General features: G+C 71.6%; 17 protein-coding genes. 4 read left to right on the top strand and 13 right to left on the bottom strand.

Annotated elements, in window-relative coordinates:
- Positions 1-32 precede the first annotated feature (32 nt).
- From ACH4G3_RS14895 to ACH4G3_RS14885, 3 genes are read right to left on the bottom strand one after another with little or no spacing between them, the layout of a single operon-like run.
- Positions 33-1061, bottom strand: coding sequence for an ABC transporter permease (locus tag ACH4G3_RS14895; RefSeq protein WP_354749826.1), 1029 nt, complete (start codon positions 1059-1061; stop codon positions 33-35).
- On the bottom strand, positions 1054-2544 hold the full coding sequence (locus ACH4G3_RS14890) for a sugar ABC transporter ATP-binding protein (protein WP_397624826.1): 1491 nt from the start codon (positions 2542-2544) through the stop codon (positions 1054-1056). The genes ACH4G3_RS14895 and ACH4G3_RS14890 overlap by 8 nt, the downstream gene beginning before the upstream one ends.
- Entirely contained in the window at positions 2541-3614 is a 1074-nt protein-coding gene (locus ACH4G3_RS14885) for a sugar ABC transporter substrate-binding protein (protein WP_397624825.1), read from the bottom strand. The genes ACH4G3_RS14890 and ACH4G3_RS14885 overlap by 4 nt, the downstream gene beginning before the upstream one ends.
- Before the next feature lie 165 nt (positions 3615-3779).
- Between ACH4G3_RS14885 and ACH4G3_RS14880 the strand changes: the two genes are divergently transcribed.
- The gene (locus ACH4G3_RS14880; RefSeq protein ID WP_243378482.1) at positions 3780-4484 is read left to right on the top strand and encodes a FadR/GntR family transcriptional regulator; all 705 of its coding nucleotides are present in this window, start codon (positions 3780-3782) and stop codon (positions 4482-4484) included.
- Between the two features lie 31 nt (positions 4485-4515).
- Here ACH4G3_RS14880 and ACH4G3_RS14875 read toward each other — a convergent pair whose 3' ends face one another.
- Positions 4516-4989 carry a carboxymuconolactone decarboxylase family protein gene (locus tag ACH4G3_RS14875; protein ID WP_397624824.1) on the bottom strand — a complete coding sequence of 158 codons (474 nt, stop codon included), beginning with the start codon at positions 4987-4989 and terminating at the stop codon, positions 4516-4518.
- 111 nt (positions 4990-5100) lie between these two features.
- Between ACH4G3_RS14875 and ACH4G3_RS14870 the strand changes: the two genes are divergently transcribed.
- The 3 genes from ACH4G3_RS14870 (at position 5101) to ACH4G3_RS14860 (ending at position 8184) form a co-directional block, all read left to right on the top strand.
- Positions 5101-6126: an alpha/beta hydrolase family protein gene (locus ACH4G3_RS14870; RefSeq protein ID WP_397624823.1), complete on the top strand. Its 1026-nt coding sequence runs from the start codon at positions 5101-5103 to the stop codon at positions 6124-6126.
- An 85-nt stretch (positions 6127-6211) separates the two neighbouring features.
- Complete coding sequence (locus tag ACH4G3_RS14865) at positions 6212-7555, top strand: amidase (RefSeq protein ID WP_397624822.1); 1344 nt, start codon at positions 6212-6214, stop codon at positions 7553-7555.
- Positions 7556-7764: 209 nt separating this feature from the next.
- On the top strand, positions 7765-8184 hold the full coding sequence (locus ACH4G3_RS14860; RefSeq protein ID WP_397624821.1) for a VOC family protein: 420 nt from the start codon (positions 7765-7767) through the stop codon (positions 8182-8184).
- On the opposite strand, the gene ACH4G3_RS14855 is transcribed toward ACH4G3_RS14860, so the two are convergent.
- From ACH4G3_RS14855 to ACH4G3_RS14815, 9 genes are all read right to left on the bottom strand, one after another.
- Positions 8156-8761, bottom strand: a complete 606-nt coding sequence (locus ACH4G3_RS14855; protein ID WP_397624820.1) for a GNAT family N-acetyltransferase — start codon at positions 8759-8761, stop codon at positions 8156-8158. The genes ACH4G3_RS14860 and ACH4G3_RS14855 overlap by 29 nt on opposite strands.
- Before the next feature lie 24 nt (positions 8762-8785).
- A complete protein-coding gene (locus ACH4G3_RS14850) occupies positions 8786-9268 on the bottom strand; it encodes a GNAT family N-acetyltransferase (RefSeq protein WP_354749841.1) in 483 nt (160 codons plus the stop codon).
- Between the two features lie 55 nt (positions 9269-9323).
- Positions 9324-9497 carry a hypothetical protein gene (locus ACH4G3_RS14845; protein WP_010037330.1) on the bottom strand — a complete coding sequence of 58 codons (174 nt, stop codon included), beginning with the start codon at positions 9495-9497 and terminating at the stop codon, positions 9324-9326.
- A 385-nt stretch (positions 9498-9882) separates the two neighbouring features.
- On the bottom strand, positions 9883-11385 hold the full coding sequence (locus ACH4G3_RS14840) for an SDR family NAD(P)-dependent oxidoreductase (RefSeq protein WP_397624819.1): 1503 nt from the start codon (positions 11383-11385) through the stop codon (positions 9883-9885).
- Between the two features lie 105 nt (positions 11386-11490).
- Positions 11491-12834 (bottom strand): wax ester/triacylglycerol synthase family O-acyltransferase, encoded by a 1344-nt coding sequence (locus tag ACH4G3_RS14835; protein ID WP_397624818.1) that lies wholly within the window; start codon positions 12832-12834, stop codon positions 11491-11493.
- 145 nt (positions 12835-12979) lie between these two features.
- Positions 12980-15598, bottom strand: coding sequence for a PA14 domain-containing protein (locus ACH4G3_RS14830; RefSeq protein WP_397624817.1), 2619 nt, complete (start codon positions 15596-15598; stop codon positions 12980-12982).
- A gap of 99 nt (positions 15599-15697) precedes the next feature.
- Entirely contained in the window at positions 15698-16918 is a 1221-nt protein-coding gene (gene glgC / locus ACH4G3_RS14825) for a glucose-1-phosphate adenylyltransferase (RefSeq protein ID WP_086562581.1), read from the bottom strand.
- Positions 16919-16969: 51 nt separating this feature from the next.
- Positions 16970-18121 carry a glycogen synthase gene (gene glgA / locus ACH4G3_RS14820; RefSeq protein WP_397624816.1) on the bottom strand — a complete coding sequence of 384 codons (1152 nt, stop codon included), beginning with the start codon at positions 18119-18121 and terminating at the stop codon, positions 16970-16972.
- A 39-nt stretch (positions 18122-18160) separates the two neighbouring features.
- Positions 18161-18898: a (2Fe-2S)-binding protein gene (locus tag ACH4G3_RS14815; protein ID WP_397624815.1), complete on the bottom strand. Its 738-nt coding sequence runs from the start codon at positions 18896-18898 to the stop codon at positions 18161-18163.
- Between the last annotated feature and the right edge of the window lie 84 nt (positions 18899-18982).

Here is an 18982-nt window from a genome sequence, read left to right as displayed (position 1 = left end):
GGCCTTTCGGGTCGGTTGCGGAGGCGGGCGGGTCAGTCCTGGGCGCGGCCCGTGGTGACCCGGGCGATCATGAGGGCGACCAGGATGATCCCGCCGTAGATGGCCTGGATCCAGAACGACGGCACCTGGGCGAGGGTGAGCAGGTTCTGCACGACACCCAGCAGGAGTACGCCGGTCAGCGCGCCGAACATGGTGCCTTTGCCGCCGTCGAGGGCGATGCCGCCGATCACCGCGGCCGCGAACACGGTGAAGATCATGTTCTGGCCCTGGTTGGCGCTGATCGCGCCGACGTACCCGGTCTGCATGATGCCGCCGACGGCGGCGAGGACGCCCGCGACGACGAACACGCCGAGCATGACGCGCTCCACCCGGATGCCCGCCGCCCGGGCCGCGTCCGCGTTGCCGCCGATGGCGTACAGGGCTCGGCCGACGCGGTGGTACTTCAGGACCAGCCCGGCGACGGCGAAGGCGATCGCGGCGAGCCATACGGACAGCGGCACGGTGAGGAAGGTGGTGGTCGCCAGCGAGTAGAAGCTGTCGGGCATCCCGAACAGCGTCTTGCCCTTGGTCGCGCCGACCAGCAGGCCGCGCAGCACGATCAGCATCGCGAGCGTCACGATGAACGCGTTGAGCTTGAACTTCACGACCAGGACGCCGTTGAAGGCGCCGACCACGGCGCCCGCGACGAGGACCGCCAACAGGGCGAGCGCCGCCGGGAGTTCGGTGCCCCAGCCGGACGCGGCGGCGGGCAGCACGAGCAGGGCGCCGACGGCGGGTGCGATGCCGACGACCGATTCCAGGGACAGGTCGAACTTGCCGGTGATGAGCACGAGGGACTCGGCGAGCACGACCATCGCGAGGGCGGCCGAGGCGCCGAGGATCGAGACGATGTTCCGCTCGGTGAGGAACGAGTCGTTGACCACCGCGCCGAGCACGAGGAGCAGCAACAGGGCGGGCACGAGGGCGAGTTCGCGGGCGCGGCGGAGGAGGACGGCCTTGGCGGCGCGCGGGTCGGTGACTCGCGCGGGCGCGAGCGGCGGGGCCGCCTTGGTGTCAGCCATGGTCCACTCCTTCGATGGAGGCGATGAGCTCGTGGTCGCGCCAGCCCGCCGGGTGCTCGGCGACGACACGGCCGTGGAAGAGGACGAGAACCCGGTCGCAGCGCCTGAGGTCGTCGAGTTCGTCGGAGACGACGAGCACGGCGGTGCCGTCCTCGCGGGCGCTGTCCACCCGGGCGAGCAGGGACTCCTTGGACTTCACGTCGACGCCCGCGGTCGGGTTGACGAGGACGAGGAGCCGTGGGTCGGAGGCGAGCGCCCGGGCCATGACGACCTTCTGCGCGTTGCCGCCGGACAGGTCCGAGACGGGCTGGTCGGGGCCCTCCGCGTGGATGTCGAGGCGTTCGATCAGCGCCGTGGCGACACCCCGCTTGCGGTCGGTGCCGACGAAGCCGAACCGGCCGAGCCGGTCCAGGACCGTGAGGGTGGCGTTGTCACCGATGGACATGCCGAACACCAGCCCCTCGTCGTGCCGGTCGCGGGGGACGAAGCCGACGCCGGCCTTCAGCGCGGCCTGCACGTCGCCGAACGGCAGCGGGGCGCCGTCGATCCGGGCCGTCCCGCCGGTGGGGGTGTGCAGTCCGGTGAACGACTCGGCCAGCTCGATCTTGCCGCTGGCGCTGGATCCGGCGAGTCCGACGACCTCGCCGCGGCGGACGGTGAGGTCGACGTTCTCGTACGCGGGCGAGGTGAGGCCGCGGACGTCGAGGAGGACGGGCCCCGCGGCAGCTGCGGTCCTTCGCCGCTCGGCCTGTTCGGCGATCGTCTCCCCCGCCATGGCCTCCACCAGGGCCTGGCGGGGCAGGTCGGCCACCGGTGCCGTGGTGATCCAGCGGGCGTCGCGCAGGACCGTGACGGTCTGGCAGACCTCGTACACCTCCTGGAGGTGGTGGGAGATGAACAGGAAGGTGACGCCGGAGGCCTGGAGGGCGCGCATGCGTGTGAACAGCCGCTCGATCTCGCGGTTGTCGAGCTGGGCGGTGGGTTCGTCGAGGATGATGAAGCGGGCGCCGAAGCTGAGGGCCCGGGCGATCTCCACCATCTGCCGGTCTTCGACCTTGAGGTCGGCGGTGCGGGCGTCGGGGTCGACGCGCACGTCCCAGGTGTCGAGGAGCCGGGACGCCTCGGCCTTCAGGCTGCGCCAGCTGATGAATCCGCGCCGGAGCGGCTGCCGGTTGATGAACAGGTTCTCGGCGACGGTCAGTTCGGGGACAACCGTCGGATGCTGGTAGACGCAGGCGACCTTGCGGCGCCAGGCGTCGCGGTCGGCGAGCGGGGGCGCGGGGTCGCCGTCGAAGCGGACGGTGCCCTCGTCGGGGGCCTGAAGGCCGGTGAGGATCCTGACGAGGGTCGACTTGCCCGCGCCGTTGCGCCCGACGAGGGCGTGGGACTCGCCCGGCAGGACGGTGAGTTGCCCGTCGGCGAGGGCGGTGGTGGGGCCGTACCGCTTGACGATGCCCCGCGCTTCAGCGAGTGGGGTGCTCATTTGACCGTGTTGCCCCAGAGCTTGGGGTCGTCGACGTTGTCCTTCGTCACCAGCGGCGCGGGCAGCTGGTCCTCCAGGATGCCGCTGGGCAGCTTGACGATGGTCGAGTCGTGGTCCGTCGGGCCGGGCTTGAACGTCTTCCCCTGCATCGCCGCCTTGATGTAGTACATGCCGTACTTGGCGTAGGCGTCGGCGGGCTGGGAGACGGTCGCGTCGATCTCGCCCTTGCGGATCGCGTCGAACTCCTGCGGGATGCCGTCGTTGGAGACGATGGCGATGTGTCCCGGCTGCCCGGCCTTCTTCAGCATCCCCTTGGACTTGAGGGTCTGGAGGGTGGGCGCCAGGTAGACGCCGCCCGCCTGCATGTAGATGCCCTTGATGTCGGGGTGGGCGTTGAGCAGGGTGTCGAGCTTGGAGGCCGCGGTGTCGGACTCCCACTTGGCGGGGATCTCCAGGACCTTCAGCTTCGGGAAGTTCTTCTTCACGCAGGCGCGGAACGCCTCGGAGCGGTCGCGGCCGTTGACCGAGGCGAGGTCGCCCATGATCTGCACGACCTTGCCGGAGGTGATGTGCTCACCGAGGTACTGGCAGGCCTTCTCGCCGTACGCCACGTTGTTCGCCCGCACGACCATCGCGACCTTGCCCTTGTCGGGCGCCACGTCCACGGCGACGACCGGCACGCCCTTGCGCTCGGCCTGGTCGAGTCCCGCCTCGATGGCGGCGCTGTCCAGCGGGGCGACGACCAGGCCCTTGACGCCCTGGTTGAGCTGGTTGTTGATGTCGGTGATCTGCTGTGAGGGGTCGCTGTTGGAGTTGACGGTCTTCATCGCGTCCACGCCCTCGGACTTCGCCATCTTCGGCACGTAGTCGTTGTACGACTGCCAGAACGGCGAGGTCAGCAGTGGCAGGACGACCCCGACCTTGCCGCTGCCGTCACCGCCGCCGGTACTGGAGGCGCCGGTGTCCTTGGTGCTGCCGCACGCGGCGAGCAGGAGGGAGGCGCCGGCGGCCAGGGCCACCGTGCCGACGATCCGGGACCTGTTCCGCTTGCGGGCTGTGCTTCCGGGCATCTGAGGCCCTCCCATCGACCGGTTTTCCAGCAGGTGCCCGCATACTTATCAGACCACTCCCCCGCCGGAACACCCTGCGACGCCAGTTTTTCGCGCTTCTGGCGCATAGTGGTCCGACCACATCGGCGATTAGACTGCGCCGCAGCCGGTGATCGGAGGAATGGCGTGGACGACGAGACAGCCCCGCAGAAGGGCACCGTGACGCAGCGCGCCATCGAGCGGATCAAGGCGATGATCGGCGAGGGCCGGCTGGAGCCGGGCCAGCGGCTGCCGACCGAACGTGACCTGGCCGCGCAGCTCGGCATGTCCCGCAGTTCGATGCGGGAGGCGATCCGCGCGCTCACGGTGCTGGGCGTGCTGGAGGCGCGGCACGGATCGGGCATCTACGTCACGCAGTTGGAGGCCGGCGACCTGCTGGAGACCTTCGGGGTCGTGGCGGACCTGTCGCGCGGCCCGCGTCTGGTGGAGCTGCTGGAGATCCGGCGGATCCTGGAGTCGACGGCGACGGCACTGGCCGCTGCCCGGATCACCGCGGACCAGCTGGCCGAGGTCGAGAAGCACCTGGCGGCGATGAACGCCACGGACGACCCGGAGGAGATCCTCGCCCACGACCTGGCCTTCCACCGCGAGATCGCGCTGGCCGCGGGCAACGAGACCATGGCCGCGATCCTGGAGGGCCTGTCGTCGCGGACGTTCCGCGCCCGTGTCTGGCGCGGCTACCAGGAGGAGGGCGCCTTCGCCCGCACCCGCCGCGAACACGCCGCGATCCACCGCGCCCTGGCCGCCCACGACCCGGAGGCGGCCCGCACGGCGGCGGCCGCGCACGTGGGCGAGGTGGAGGAGTGGCTGCGGGCACAGCTCGGGCCCTGAGGACCAGTCCCCAGGGCCCGAGGTGCCGCCGCTACTTGAACTGACCGGGCTGGTAGTCGCCCGCCGGCTGCTGGAGGACGACGTTCAGCCGGTTCGCCGTGTTCATGAAGGCGATCAGGGTCACCAGCGCGACGAGCTGCTCCTCGTCGTAGTGCTTGGCGGCCCGCTCCCACACCTCGTCCGGCACCCCGCCGGCGCCGTCCGCGATCCGGGTCGCCTGCTCGGCCAGCTCGAACGCGGCGCGCTCGGCCTCGGTGTAGACCGTGGCCTCCCGCCATGCGGCGACCAGGTTGATGCGCACGGAGGTCTCACCCGCCGCCGCGGCCTCCTTGGTGTGCATGTCGACGCAGACCGCGCAGCCGTTGATCTGGCTCACCCGGAGCGAGACCAGCTCCCGGGTGGCGGCCGGCAGCGGAGACTCCACGACCAGCCGCCCCAGGGACATGAACTGCTTGATGACCTTGCCGGCGCTCGGGATGGCGAAGACGTCCAGACGCGCGTTCATGGTGAACTCCTGTGTCGTTGTCGATGCTTACGCCCTTATGAGTCGGCGGCCCGGCCCGATGTGACATCGCGGAATGTGACGTGCGTCTCCCGCAGGGTGAGAATGGGCCGTATGCGGCGGCGGGGCACAGCCTGGGTCACCGCCGGACTGCTGGCGTCCGTCGCGATCGGCTGCACCGGCGGTGGGGACGAGAGCGCGCCCGAGGCCTCTCCGACGTCCACCCCGGCCACGAGCGAGCGCCCCCGCACCACGCCCTCCCCCACCGCTGCCGACCCCGTCTCCCTCCCGGCCCTGATGCAGCGCAAGCACACCGGCACCGGGTTGCGGCTCGGGGACGTGCTCGACCGGACCTCCGCCTACACCCGCTACGCGGTCACGTACGAGGCGAACGGTCTGACCATCTCCGGGATCATGAACATCCCGGAGGGCAAGGGCCCGTTCCCGGCGCTCGTGCTGGCGCACGGGTACATCGACCCGGACGTCTACGTCAGCGGCCAGGGCATGCCCCGGGAGCAGGACCGCCTGGCCCGCGGCGGCTACGTCGTCCTGCACACCGACTACCGCAACCACGCCCGCTCCGACGACGACCCGGACAACGACGTCGACCTCCGCCTCGGCTACACCGAGGACGTCATCGGCGCGGCCCTGGCTCTGCGGGACTCCGGGCGCCCGGAGATCGACGGCGCCCGGATCGGCCTGTTCGGCCGGTCGATGGGCGGCGGGGTCGTGTACAACACGCTGGTCGTGGCGCCCGGTCTGTTCGACGCCGCGGTGGTGTACGCGCCGGTGAGCGGCCGCCCGGAGGAGAACATCGACCACTTCCAGCGGCCCGACGGCGATCCCGTCGTGGCCGAGATCGAGGAGAAGCACGGCACACCCGGGAAGAACCCGGCGTTCTGGCGCGCCGTGTCGCCCCTGACGTACGTCGACCGTGTCACCGAACCCCTGCTGATCCAGCACGGCACGGCGGACGACACCTGCCCTCTGCGCTGGTCACGCCAGGCCGCCGCCGCATTCGAGAAGGCGGGCAAGGACGTGGAACTGCGCACCCACGCCGACGAGGGACACACCTTCGGGCCGAGGTGGCCGGCCTCGATGGACCTCACCGAGGCCTTCCTCGCTCGCCACCTGCGCTGAGGGCCTCGACGTGCGCCTCCGGCCGGTGCACAGTTCTCCCTACGTACTCGCCAGTAAGCCCGTCCTTCCACGCCGAGGAGCCTCTGTGACCACCTGGGCCGGCCGCACCGCCGCCGAGATATCCGCCGCCGTACGCGAGAAGCGGGTCACCCCCCGCGAGGTGGTCGCCGAGCACCTCGCGCGGATCGAGCACCTCGACGGCCGTGTCGGGGCTTTCCGCACCGTGCGCGCCGAGGCGGCGCTCGCCGAGGCCGACGAGGTGGCCGCACGCGGCGAAGTCGACCGCCTGCCCCTGGCCGGTGTGCCCGTGGCCGTCAAGGACAACCTCGCGGTGCGCGGCGAGTCCACCCGCATCGGCTCGGCCGCGACTCCCGACACCCCGGCCGCCGAGGACCATGTGACGGTGGCCCGGCTGCGGGCGGCGGGCGCGGTGGTCGTGGGTCTGACGAACGTGCCCGAGCTGTGTGTCTTCGGCACGACGGACGGTGTGCTGGGCACCGCCCGCAACCCCTGGGACCCGACGCGCTCGGCGGGCGGTTCGTCGGGCGGCAGCGCCGCCGCGGTCGCAGCCGGCATGGTGCCGGTCGCCCTCGGCAACGACGGCATGGGTTCCCTGCGCATACCGGCCGCCAACTGCGGCCTCGTCACCATCAAGCCGGGACACGGAGTGGTCCCGACGGGTACCGGGGACAGCGACTGGTTCGGCATGTCGGAGAACGGACCGCTCGCCACGACCGTCGAGGACGCCCGTCTGATGCTCTCGGTGCTCGCCGGCGACGAGCCCGCCCTCCGCTCCGAGGCCGGTCCCCTCAGGGTCGCCGTGTCGCTGCGCAGTCCGCTGGCCGGCGTCACCGTCAGCCGGCCGTACACGGCGGCCACCCGGGAGGCGGCCGGGGTGCTGATGAAGGCGGGCCACCAGGTCCGGCGCGCCGACCCGCCCTACCCGATGTCGCTCGCCATGACCTCACTCGTCCACTGGACGGCGGGCACCGCCGCGGACGCCCGGCACCTCGACGCACAGCTGCTGACCCGGCGCACCCGGGTCCACGCCGGACTCGGCAGACCCTTCCTGGACAGGGCGCGCTCCGGAGCCGCCCGGGAGCGGCTGCGTCGGCGGCTGGAACCGTTCTTCGCCGACCACGACGTGCTGCTCACGCCCGCGCTCGCCCGCCGCTCCCCGAAGGCCGGGCCCTGGCACGAGCGGGGCTGGCTGAGCAACGTCCTGGCGAACACGAACTACTCGCCCCTGACGCCCCCGTGGAACCTGACCGGCTGGCCCGCGATGTCGGTCCCCTGCGGAACCCTCCCCTCCGGCGCCCCCTGTGCCGTGCAGCTGGTGGGACGCCCCGGCACGGAGTACCAACTCCTGGAAGTGGCCGAGCAGTTGCAGGAACGCAATCCGTGGCGGCGTACGGCGCCGATGAACTAGAGTCGGCCGGGTGACTGCCGGGTCGGCCGTAGGCCATGCACGAGTGAGGCGCCCGGCCTCGGCGTGAGCGCGGCGGGGGCGACCCCGCGCGGGCCCCGCCGAGAGCCGGAGAGGGCACGAGCCCCGCCTCCCGTCTCCGTGTTTCCTCATCCCCTCGCGCCACTGCGGCGTTTCCTCAAGGACCCGAGAACCGGAGACGTTTCACACCCATGTCCCACGCACCGCACACACCCGAACCGCCGGCCGCTGTCGCCCACCTCGACCACACCGCCGTCTACGCCTCGGACCGCCGCCTGTCGGCGGAGTTCCTGGCGGCGGTCCTGGGCCTGGAGGTGGGCGCCCCCTTCGGGCCGTTCCTCCCCGTCGACCTGGGCAACGGCGTGACCCTCGACTACTACGAGAAGACCGACGAGCCGATCCAGGGGCAGCACTACGCGTTCCTCGTGCCCGAGGAGCAGTTCGACACGATGATCGCCCGGCTGGAGACGCTGGGGGTCACCTACTACGCCGACCCGAGCCACACCGAGCCGGGGAGGGTGAACGACCTCTTCGGCGGCCGGGGCGCCTACTTCGACGACCCGGACGGCCACAACATGGAGATCATGACGCGGCCGTACGTCCGCCCCTGACGTCCGCCCCGGGGACCGTCCTGCCGACCACCCAGTGGTGCTTGCCGAGGCGCCGGTTCCGCTCGAAGCCGTGGCTCTCGAACAGGGGCACCGTGCCGGAGTAGAGGAACGACGCGGAGACCGACCGGCCCGCGGCGTCCTCGGGGTAGCCCTCCACGGTTCCGCCGCCGAGGCGTGCGATCTCCTGGAGGGCTCCGTCGAGGGCGGCGGCGGCCACGCCCTGGCGGCGGTGGGCGCGACCGACGAAGAAGCAGGTGATCCGCCAGTCCGGAAGGGCGCCGAGGTCCTTCTCGTAGGCCCGCCGGTGCTTGATGCGGGGCAGTTCGGGCGCCGGCCCGAACTGGCACCAGCCGACGCAGACCTGGCCGTCGTAGACCAGGGCGGCGTGCGCGCCGCCGTCGCGGACCCGGCTCTGCTTCCGGGCGCGGTTCTCTTCGGGGTCCTTGGTGCCGCTCAGGCCCTCGGGGTGGAAGGCCATGCACCAGCAGCCACCCCACACGCCGTTGTGCCGCTCCACCAGACCGGCGAAGTCCGGCCAGCTGCCCGCGTCCAGGGGCCTCACCCGGAACCCGGTCATGGAACCCTCCGATGTCCTGATGCTCTAGAGCGCCCGGTACATGATGTGCAGCCCCACCAGGCCGTGCCGGGGGTGTTCGAACGCGTCGGGCACCGTACCGAGGATCGTGAAGCCGAGGGAGGTCCACAGCTTCACGGCCGGATTGGTCTCGACGACGGCGTTGAACACCATTCCCCGGTAGCCGGCGGCCCCGGCCTCGGTCAGGAGGTGTTCGGCGAGGGCACGGCCGTAGCCCCGGCCGCCCTGGTCCGGGTCGACCATGAAGCCGGCGTTGGCGATGCGGGCGGCGGCGCCACCGTAGTTCGGGGTGAGGTAAGCGGAGGCGACGACACTGCCGCTGTCGTCCTCGACGACGTAGACGCGTTTCGCCGGGTTCATCCACAGGACCCGGGCCTCCTCCTCGGAGGTTCCCGGGTCCCATGCGTAGGTCTCGCCCGCGGCGACGATGCGGTGCCAGAACGGCCAGATGCACGGCCAGTCGTCAGCCGTCGCTTCCCTGATCAGCATGGGGGCGAGTCTGGCACGCCCATGAGCCCGGCGAACGCGGAGGGCCTGCGCCCGGTCAGTCGACGCTGGGCAGGATGTGGGGCTCGGCGAGGTCCTCCTCGTAGCCCGCGAGGCGGATGGGGGCCGAGCGGGCCCACACGTCGAGGCTGCCGAGCTCGTCGGACCGGCGGCCCTTGCGCTCGGTGCGTTCCTTGGGGCGTTGCTCGCGATTCGTCTTCTCCGGTGTCACCGCGCACTCCTTATGTGTCGGTCACCCTCGGGACGTGTGCGCCGTCCTGCTCTGCGCCTGACGCCCCGCTCGGGTCTGATGCCAAATGCAGTTCGGACGCGGTGGCGCCGGTAACTCGCGGGAGCGCAGGCCGTGGTGTACCGGCTTGTCCCATGACGGACCGTGGGTGTGGGTCCCGTCCTGCTGCCCGTCCGCCTCAGACTAACCAAATGAGCGGCCCCCCGCTCGATGGGGCTGAAAACAAGCGGTAACGATCGCGCGTCATCCCGTGTTCAGCTCGGGTTTACGCACCGATTTGCCCGCGGAAGGACGCATTTACGGATCACCCGGACGGTGTACGTCCGCACCGGCGGTTTCCAGACGTCGGCCGGGAAGCCGGGAAGCCCTACCACTTACCCGGCGCGTAGTCCTTCAGGAAGACCCCGTACAGATCCTCTCCCGCCTCACCCCGCACGATCGGGTCGTACACCCGAGCCGCACCGTCGACCAGATCGAGCGGCGCGTGGAACCCCGCCTCGGCCAGCCGCAGCTTGTCGTAGTGAGGCCGTTCGTCCGTGATCCACCCCGTGTCGACCGAGGTCATCAGGATTCCGTCGGTCTGGAACATCTCCTGCGCGCTGGTCCGCGTCACCATGTTCATCGCGGCCTTCGCGGCGTTCGTGTTCGGGTGCCCCGCGCCCTTGTAGCCACGGCCGAACACACCCTCCATCGCCGAGACGTTCACGACGTACGCGCGTCCGCTCGCCGCCTTCTTCGCGGCCTCGGCCATGACCGGACGGAGCCGGCTGATCAGGATGAACGGCGCCGTGTAGTTGCACAGCTGGGTCTCCAGCAGCTCCACCGGGGAGATCTGCTCGATGGTCTGCACCCAGGTGTTGGAGTCGACGACGTCGGGCACCAGCCCGCCCGCGTCGATCGCCGTGCCGTCGAGGTGCCGCTCGACGCTGGCGTTGCCCGCGACCAGGGCGAGGTCGGCGACCTGCTGGGCGTCGAGGCCACTGGTACCCAGGGGCAGCGCGGCCAGGCCGTCGACCGCGCCGGAGTTGAACGCGCCGATGACGTGGTGGGCGGGCAGCTCACCGGCGGGCAGCGGGGCGCTCTCGCCCTCGACCAGCGCCGCGTAAGCGGACGGCAGGCGGCGGACGGTCTGGGTCGCGTTGTTGACGAGGATATCGAGCGGGCCCGCCTCGGCGACCTGCTCCGCGAGGGCCACGGCCTGGGCCGGGTCGCGCAGGTCGATGCCGACGACCTCCAGGCGGTGCATCCAGTCCGCGGAGTCGTCCATCGCCTTGAAGCGGCGGATGGCGTCCTTCGGGAAGCGCGTGGTGATCGTCGTGTGCGCGCCGTCGCGCAGCAGCCTCAGCGCGATGTACATGCCGATCTTGGCGCGGCCGCCGGTGAGCAGGGCGCGCTTGCCGGTGAGGTCGGCACGGACGTCGCGCTTCTCGCGGTTCACGCGCGCGCAGTCCGGACAGAGCTGGTGGTAGAAGTAGTCGACTTCCACATACCGGGTCTTGCAGGTGTAGCAGGAGCGCGGGCGCTGGAGTATCCCCGCGATCCGGCCCTCCTCGGTGCGGGAGGAGGGCAGCAGGCCCTCGGTCTCGTCGTCGATGCGCTGGGCGGAGCCGGTCGCCGTGGCCTCCGTGACCGCCTTGTCGTGGGCGGTCTTGGCGGCCCGGCGCTCCTGGCGGCGGCGCTGCTTGACCGTGCGGTAGACGCCCGCGGTGGCCCGGCGCACGGCGACGGCGTCCGGGTGGTCGATCTCCAGCTTGTCGAGTTCCTCGAGCACGCTGAGGCAGACGGCCAGCCGCTCCGGGTCGATGCCGGGTCCGTACGGGAGCCCGCTCGCCTCGTCCATGGCCTGCGGGCCGTCCTCTGTCACCGTCATCGCCGCTGTCGTTCCCTGCTCTGCTGTGGTGGCGCGCCGGTCGCGCCCGCTTTCGAAGGGCGAATTTTACGCGAGCGGCGGGCCACACCGCCAAACCCACCCGATTCAGGACCGGCAGGCGGCGATCAGCGTGCGCACCTCCTCCGTGACGGCCGCCGCGAGCCGGTCGAGGTCCGGCACGGCATGGCCGTCGGCGACGAGCCCGTAGTGGACGCTCCCCCGGTACGTCGAGACCGCCACCGCCAGGGAGTGGCCGGGGGCCAGCGGGGCGAACGGGAAGACGGCGGTGAGCGGGTTGCCGCCGAGCTTCAGGCCGAGGCTGGGCAGGGGCACGCTGGTCACCAGGATGTCGAACCAGAGCCGGGCCGCCTGGCCGACCAGGGGCCCGCCCAGCCGGTGGGCCAGGGCCGGGACGTGGTCGGCGAGCAGGGCGACGGCGCCCGCGCCCCGGTTGGGGCCGGCGTCCTTGTTGCGGTCCATGGCGGTGCGGACCGAGGCGAGGCGGGCCAGCGGGTCCGGGTCGTCCACCGGAAGCCGTATCAGGTAGCCGGAGAGCCGGTTGCCCTGTGGGTACGCGGTGCGCGGGCGGCGCTTGGAGACGGGGATCAGGGCGCGGGGCGCGACGTCCTCGCTGCCGTCGCCGCGCTCGTCGAGCCAGCGGCGCAGCGCGCCCGCGACGACCGCGATGAGGACGTCGTTGACGGTGCCGCCGACGGTCTTGCGGACGCGGTGCACGTCGTCGAGGTCGAGCAGCACGCCGGCGGTGCGGCGGGTGCCGCTCGGCTCGCAGGTGAGGGCGGGCGTGGAGCGCACGTCGAGGGAGGAGCGGGCGACGGAGGCGCCGATGTCCAGGGCCCGGCCGACGTCGGACAGGGCGCCGCGCACCTTCCCGGGCAGGTCGCGTACGTCCGGCAGCAGGCCGCGCGGGGGCTCGGCGGGGCGGGGCCGGGGCGCGGGCATGTCCATCGGGTCCATGACACCCGCGGCGAGAGTCAGCGCCCGCAGCCCGTCGGCCAGGGCGTGGTGGAACTTGAACAGCACCGCGAAGGAGACCCCGTCCTCGCCGGGCAGCACATGGGCCTCCCACGGCGGCCGGCCGCGCCTCAGCGGACGTCCCATGAGCCGGCCCGCGACCGTGTGGAAGTCGGCGGTCGGGGCGTGCAGCCGCACGTGGTGGAGGGCGTCGAAGTCCGGGTCGGGTTCCCGGGCGGCGCCGCCGAAGGCGAGCGGCCGGCGCAGCGCGGAGGGCAGCGGCTGCCACACGTCGCGGATCCGCATCCGCAGTCCGGGCACGCCTGCGGCCCGGGCCGCGAGCAGGTCGGCCGCGTGGGCGCCGGCGGCAGGCGAGTGGGACGAGAAGATCCCGAGGGCGCCGAGGTGCATCGGGTGGTCCGCGGACTCGATGTTCCAGAACGCCAGGTCGAGAGGAGCGAGCAGGTCAGCAGTCAAGGGCTTTGCCTCGCGTCGACGACGGGTGGGCCAGCAGTCAATCGCTCCCAGCCGATTACGGTCAAGTACGATCAGGCTACGTACAGTTAACAGCAGATTAAGTCCCGCCCCGGTGAGAGGGGCGGGACTTATGGTGCATGTGTGGTCAGTCCAGCACAGGTTGCGGCGCCGGGCACCCCGCGGGAGTCACCCGGGAGGCGTCATGGATCAGCGCCCGGTGGGCTGCCTTCAGCCGGGCCGTGTCCGGTTTCAGCACCGCCCGGTCGTACGTGAGGAAGCCGTTCAGCTCGCCCTCGACGTCCGCGATCTGGGTGTAGACGGCCCCGTTGCCGCCCCGGCAGACGAGCGCCCGGACCTCGTCCAGCTTCGCCAGGTAGTCGTCCGTGTAGCTGGCCGGGTCGACGTCGACGTACGACTGCTGCACCGACCAGGCGTGGCCGGGCACCGCGAGACCCAGGCCGCCGTACTCGCCGCTGACCAGGGCGCGCTCGCCGTCGGGACGGGGCGGCAGGGCCGGGCTCGGGTAGCCGTGCTCGTCCATGATGTCGCCGGTGCCGCCGTCGGCGCCCAGGTTCAGCCCGGACTGGCCGTTGACGAGCCGGGTGGGGTCCCAGGCCTTGGCCTGCTCGGCTATCCGGCCCACGTCGTACTGGCCCCAGCCCTCGTTGAAGGTCACCCACATGACGACCGACGGGCTGCTGACGTGCTCGTCGATCATCTCCTTCAGCTCGCGCTCGTAGCGGGCGCGGGAAGCGGCGCTCGGGTTCACCCCGGCCGTCATCGCGGGCATGTCCTGCCACACCAGCAGCCCGAGCCGGTCGGCCCAGTGGAACCAGCGGTCCGGCTCGACCTTGATGTGCTTGCGGACCGAGTTGAAGCCGAGCCGCTTGTGCGCCTTCAGGTCGTGGGCGAGGGCCTCGTCGGTGGGCGCGGTGTGCAGGCCGTCCGGCCAGAAGCCCTGGTCGAGGGTGGCCATCATGAAGACGGGCTCGCCGTTGAGGACCGTGCGCGGGACGCCGTTCACCTTCTCGACGGCGATGGAGCGCATCCCGAAGTAGCTGCCGACCCGGTCGGCGCCGACCTTCACCTTCAGGCCGTAGAGGAACGGGTCGTCGGGCGACCACAGGTGCGGATCGCGGACGGTCAGCGTCAGCGGGCTGCCGGTGCGACCGCTCGCCGTGGCCACCTCGCGCCGGCCGTCGTACGCCGTCGCCGTGATCGGTACGCCGTCCCGCACGCCCCGGGCCTGAACGGTCAGCTTCTCGCCGGCCACGTCGGGGACGAGCTTCAGGGAGTCCACGTGGTCGCGGGCCACCGGCTCCATCCAGACCGTCTGCCAGATGCCGGAGGACGGCGTGTACCAGATGCCGCTGGGATCCAGGCGCTGCTTGCCGATTGGCGGGTTCTCGCCGGAGGCGGCGTCGGTCGGGTCGTAGACGCCGACGATCAGCTCCTGCGTGCGGCCGGGCTGGAGCGCGTCGGTGATGTCGGCGCTGAACTTGTCGTAGCCGCCCTCGTGCTCGGCGACCTTGGTGCCGTTGACATACACCTCGGAGCGCCAGTCGACGGCGCCGAAGTTGAGCTTGAGCCGCTTGCCGGAGCCGATCCGCCAGTCGGGCGGGACGGTGAACGTGCGGCGGTACCACATGCGGTCCTCGTGCCGTTCGACGCCGGAGAGCTGGGACTCCACCGGGTACGGGACGAGGATGCGCTCCTTCAGTGTCCTGCCGACGGGCGGCAGCTCGCCCGGCTCGGCGGCGGCGAACTGCCAGCGGCCGTTGAGGCCCTGCCAGGCGTCCCTGGTCAGCTGCGGGCGCGGGTACTCCGGGAGGGCGTTGCCGGGTCCGACCTCGTCGGCCCAGCGGGTGCGCAGCTGGTACGTCGAGCGGTTCGGGCCGCTGCTCCAGAACTCCTTGACAACGTTGCCCTCGGCGTCGGTGAGACCGCCCCGGCCGTCGTAGCGGACATCGGCGGTTCCGCGGGCCGTGCCGGTCTTGTTGCCGACGACCGGTTCGTCGAGGGTGACCAGGAGGGAGGTGGGGTCGGACGGGTCCGGCCGTGCCGCGCCCAGGGGCCATGCGGCGCCGCCGATCACCGCGCGCAGGTGGTCGGTGAAGCCGGGCGGGGGTGCGGCGAGGGGCTGGGCGAAGTCCAGCTTGAGGGTGCGGCCGGTGGACTGGACCGTGGCCGCGAGGGCGCCGTCGTAGTCGAAGCCGTCGGGGAGGCGGAACGCCGACTGCGGGACGGGCTCCTTGCCGCCGCCGGGCGGCGTCCAGCGGAGGTGGAGGTTGGAGCCGCCGTAGTGCTCGAAGTACTCGACCTTGATGTCGTAGGGCTTGCCGGCGGTCAGGTCTACGGGCTGCGCGGTCTGTTCGCGGTCCCAGTCGTCGACCCAGTGGTCGATGGCGAGCTGGCCGTCGATCCAGAGGCGGAAGCCGTTGTCGCCGATGATCGAGAACGTGTGGGGGCCGGTCTTCTCGGGGACGATCCTGCCGGTCCAGCGGACGCTGACGTCGTCGGACTGTCCGGTGGTGAAGGCCAGGCGCGGTTCCAGGTTGTCGAAGTCGAGGTCCTGGTCGAAGGTGGTCGCCTTGAGGGTGTGGAAGTCGAAGGCGCCGGGGGCGGAGTGCGTGTAGTACTCGCCCTTGAGGCCGTGGATCTCGGCCGGGTCGTCCGCGAGGGCGGGTGCCGCGGTCAGGCCGGTGAGGGCGAGGAGCGCGGCGAGCAGTAACGCGAGTCGGGCTCTGAGGCATCTGGTGCGCACGGAACCTCCATAACAACGTTGTCATGGACACGAGTTCGCATGACAACACGGATTCCGTTCTTCGTCCAGAGGCAGGACAAAGTCCCCCGGCGCTCCTCGTCAGGTGACCAGCTGCCCCTTCCCGAGGGCGATGACACCGCCCTTGGACACCGTGTACAGCTCCGCGTCGCGCTCCGGGTTGACGCCGATCGTCGCGCCCGGCGGCACCTCGACGTTCTTGTCCAGCACGGCGCCGCGCACCACCGCGCCCCGGCCGATGTGCACGTTGTCGTGCAGCACCGACCCCTGCACGACGGCCCCCGGGTCGACCACCACACCCGGCGACAGCACGGACCGCGTGACCTGCCCGCGGATGAGGCAGCCGGCGCTGATGATGGACTCGCTGGCGATGCCCCCGGCGTTGAAGCGGGCCGGCGAGAGCTGGTACGAGTGCGTGTAGATGGGCCAGCTGCGGTTGAACAGGTTGAAGGCCGGGCGCTCGGCGATCAGGTCCATGTGGGCCTCGTAGTAGGCGTCCAGCGTGCCGACGTCCCGCCAGTAGCCCTGGTCGCGGGTGGTCTCGCCGGGCACGTGGTTGGCGCTGAAGTCGTACAGCGCGGCCTCGCCCCGGTCGGTGAGCTGGGGCAGGATCGAGCCGCCCATGTCGTGCACGGAGTGCTCGTCCTCCGCGTCGCGCTGGAGCGCCTCGATGAGGGCCTTCGTGGTGAAGATGTAGTTGCCCATGGAGGCGAAAACCATCTCGGGGTCGTCGGCCAGGCCGGGCGGGTCCGTCGGCTTCTCCAGGAAGCGCTCCACCGTCTGGCCGTCCGAGCCCGGCGTGATCACGCCGAACGCCGAGGACTCGGTGCGCGGCACCCGGATCCCGGCCACCGTGACGCCCGCTCCGCTGTCGATGTGCTGGGTGAGCATCTGGCGGGGGTCCATGCGGTAGACGTGGTCGGCGCCGAAGACGGCGACGTACTCGGGGCGCTCGTCGTAGATCAGGTTCAGCGACTGCAGGATCGCGTCGGCGCTGCCCAGGTACCAGCGGGGGCCGAGGCGCTGCTGGGCGGGCACGGGTGTGACGTAGTTGCCGAGCAGGCTGGACATCCGCCAGGTGGTGGTGATGTGCCGGTCCAGCGAGTGCGACTTGTACTGGGTCAGGACGCAGATGCGCAGCACGTCGGCGTTGACCAGGTTGGACAGGACGAAGTCGACCAGGCGGTACGTACCGCCGAAGGTCACCGCGGGTTTCGCCCGGTCCGCGGTCAGGGGCATCAGACGCTTGCCCTCTCCACCCGCCAGCACGATTCCCAGGACCGAAGGACCACCACGACGCATGGCCGCTCCCCTCACGCAGATTTCCCGATGCCTGCCCCTGAGCAGCGCGTACTAAGCCTGTTTCAGGATCTCCTCGTAGAGCCGGACCGTCCGGCGGGCCACCGCGTCCCAGCCGAACTCGCCGACCGCGCGTTCCCGCCCGGCCTCACCCATCCGCCGGGCGGCCTCCGGGTCGCCCAGCACGGAGTCCATGGCCCGGGCGAGTCCCGCCTCGAAGCCGTCGCCGGCCGGGACCAGCAGGCCCGTCCTGCCGTCGTCCACGACCTCGGGGATGCCACCGACCGCCGAGGCCACCACGGGCGTGCCGCAGGCCATCGCCTCCAGGTTCACGATGCCGAGCGGCTCGTACACCGAGGGGCAGACGAACAGGGCGGCGTGGGTGAGGAGCTGGATCACCTCCGGGCGCGGCAGCATCCTCGGAATCCAGAACACGCCGTCGCGGACCCGGCTCAGCTCCCCGAACAGCTCGCGGAACTCCTGGTCGATCTCCGGCGTGTCCGGCGCGCCGGCGCACAGCACGACCTGCGCCGCGGGGTCGATGTCGCGCACCGCGCGCAGCAGGTGGGGCACGCCCTTCTGCCGGGTGATGCGGCCGACGAACAGCACGTACGGACGGGCGCGGTCGAGGCCGATCCGGTCCAGGGCGTCCGTGCCGTGGTCGGGCCGGTACAGGTCCGTGTCGATGCCGTTGTGCACGACGTGGACCCTCTCCGGGTCCAGGGCCGGATAGCAGCCGAGGATGTCCTCGCGCATGGCACCCGACACGGCGATCACCGCGTCGGCGGCCTCGATCGCGGTGCGCTCCGCCCAGCTCGACAGCTCGTAGCCGCCGCCGAGCTGCTCGGCCTTCCAGGGGCGCAGGGGCTCCAGGGAGTGGGCGGTCATCACGTGCGGGATGCCGTAGAGCATCTTGGCGAGGTGGCCGCCGAGGTTGGCGTACCAGGTGTGGGTGTGGACGAGCTCGCGGCCTTCGAGGGCGGCGGCCATGGCCAGGTCGACGGAGAAGGTGCGCAGCGCGTCGTTGGCGCCGTCGAGCGTGGACCAGGGGCGGTGGCGCAGCACGCCGTCGGCGCGGCCCTCGCCCCAGCAGTGCACGTCGAGGTCGACCAGTGGTCTGAGCTCCCGGGCGAGGAACTCCACATGGACACCTGCGCCGCCGTACACATCCGGCGGGTACTCCCGGGTCAGCAGTCCGACGCGCACCCGCAACTCCCTGCTCTCAGCGGCCGTTCCCTTTCATGGTCACCCAGATGGGGCGTGTGGGGAAGAGCGAGGCGGCCGTGTGAAGCAACAGTCACCACACAGGCCCCCGCCGGGCACGCGGTAGTACAGACAGCAGCTGCGGCGCCGGAAGGCCGTGCCGGTGAGGGTTCCGGAGCCTGCGAGCAGGGGGTGCGCGAGGAGTTCGGCGGCCAGGGAACGGGCTCGGGCGGCGGTGTCCGTACGGCCGTGCCGCCGGGCCCAGCGGTCGAGTTCCCGGGCGGCGCCCGCCAGGGCGGAGGCGGCGTTGCCCCGCAGCAGGCCCGGGGCGAGGCGGTGGTGGGCGCGCAGGGCTGCCGAGAGGGGTTCGAGGTGGCCGTGCAGGACGGCGTCCGCGAGGGCCGGCGCGTCCCCGGGGAGCGGTCGTACGTCCGACAGCCACAGGTCGTCGGGGGCGGCGGCGTCGGCGTCCCAGTGCAGCAGCCGCGGGTCGAGGTCGGGGACACGGCCGTAGAGCGCGGCACAGCCGAGCGCCACGGACCAGAGGCGGGCCGCGAGTCCCAGGTGGGCCACCGACGCCGCCACGCGCAACTCCGGGACGCGCAGGGCGTTCGCGACCTTGCCGACACGGAAAATCAGGGGATTTCCGTACACATCCGGTGCCGCGGCGGCGTAGGCCTGTGCGAGAGTGGGAAGCGGCCCCGCCGCCGCTTCTCCCGTGCGCAGCACGAAGTAGCCGCCGAGCGGGCGGAGCGCGGCAAGGCCTGGGTCGAGGTTCACGAAGAGCAGTAGTACCAAGGCCCCTAAGGGACGCGACCCGGTGACCCCCGACCGGCGCGCCCACCCTGGGGATGACGGGTGTCC

The sequence above is a fragment of the Streptomyces afghaniensis genome (genome assembly GCF_044327915.1).
Taxonomy (GTDB): domain Bacteria; phylum Actinomycetota; class Actinomycetes; order Streptomycetales; family Streptomycetaceae; genus Streptomyces; species Streptomyces afghaniensis.
Note: the sequence above shows the minus strand (reverse complement) of the source record. Positions and strands in the feature narration are given on the sequence as shown.

What these genes read in the sequence shown, in the direction of transcription:
- ACH4G3_RS14895 (WP_354749826.1), bottom strand. Translation starts at nt 1,061, where the DNA reads ATGGCTGACACCAAGGCGGCCCCGCCGCTCGCGCCCGCGCGAGTCACC.
- ACH4G3_RS14875 (WP_397624824.1), bottom strand. Translation starts at nt 4,989, where the DNA reads ATGAACGCGCGTCTGGACGTCTTCGCCATCCCGAGCGCCGGCAAGGTC.
- ACH4G3_RS14885 (WP_397624825.1), bottom strand. Translation starts at nt 3,614, where the DNA reads ATGCCCGGAAGCACAGCCCGCAAGCGGAACAGGTCCCGGATCGTCGGC.
- ACH4G3_RS14870 (WP_397624823.1), top strand. Translation starts at nt 5,101, where the DNA reads ATGCGGCGGCGGGGCACAGCCTGGGTCACCGCCGGACTGCTGGCGTCC.
- ACH4G3_RS14840 (WP_397624819.1), bottom strand. Translation starts at nt 11,385, where the DNA reads ATGACGGTGACAGAGGACGGCCCGCAGGCCATGGACGAGGCGAGCGGG.
- ACH4G3_RS14850 (WP_354749841.1), bottom strand. Translation starts at nt 9,268, where the DNA reads ATGCTGATCAGGGAAGCGACGGCTGACGACTGGCCGTGCATCTGGCCG.
- ACH4G3_RS14890 (WP_397624826.1), bottom strand. Translation starts at nt 2,544, where the DNA reads ATGAGCACCCCACTCGCTGAAGCGCGGGGCATCGTCAAGCGGTACGGC.
- glgC (WP_086562581.1), bottom strand. Translation starts at nt 16,918, where the DNA reads ATGCGTCGTGGTGGTCCTTCGGTCCTGGGAATCGTGCTGGCGGGTGGA.
- ACH4G3_RS14860 (WP_397624821.1), top strand. Translation starts at nt 7,765, where the DNA reads ATGTCCCACGCACCGCACACACCCGAACCGCCGGCCGCTGTCGCCCAC.
- ACH4G3_RS14855 (WP_397624820.1), bottom strand. Translation starts at nt 8,761, where the DNA reads ATGACCGGGTTCCGGGTGAGGCCCCTGGACGCGGGCAGCTGGCCGGAC.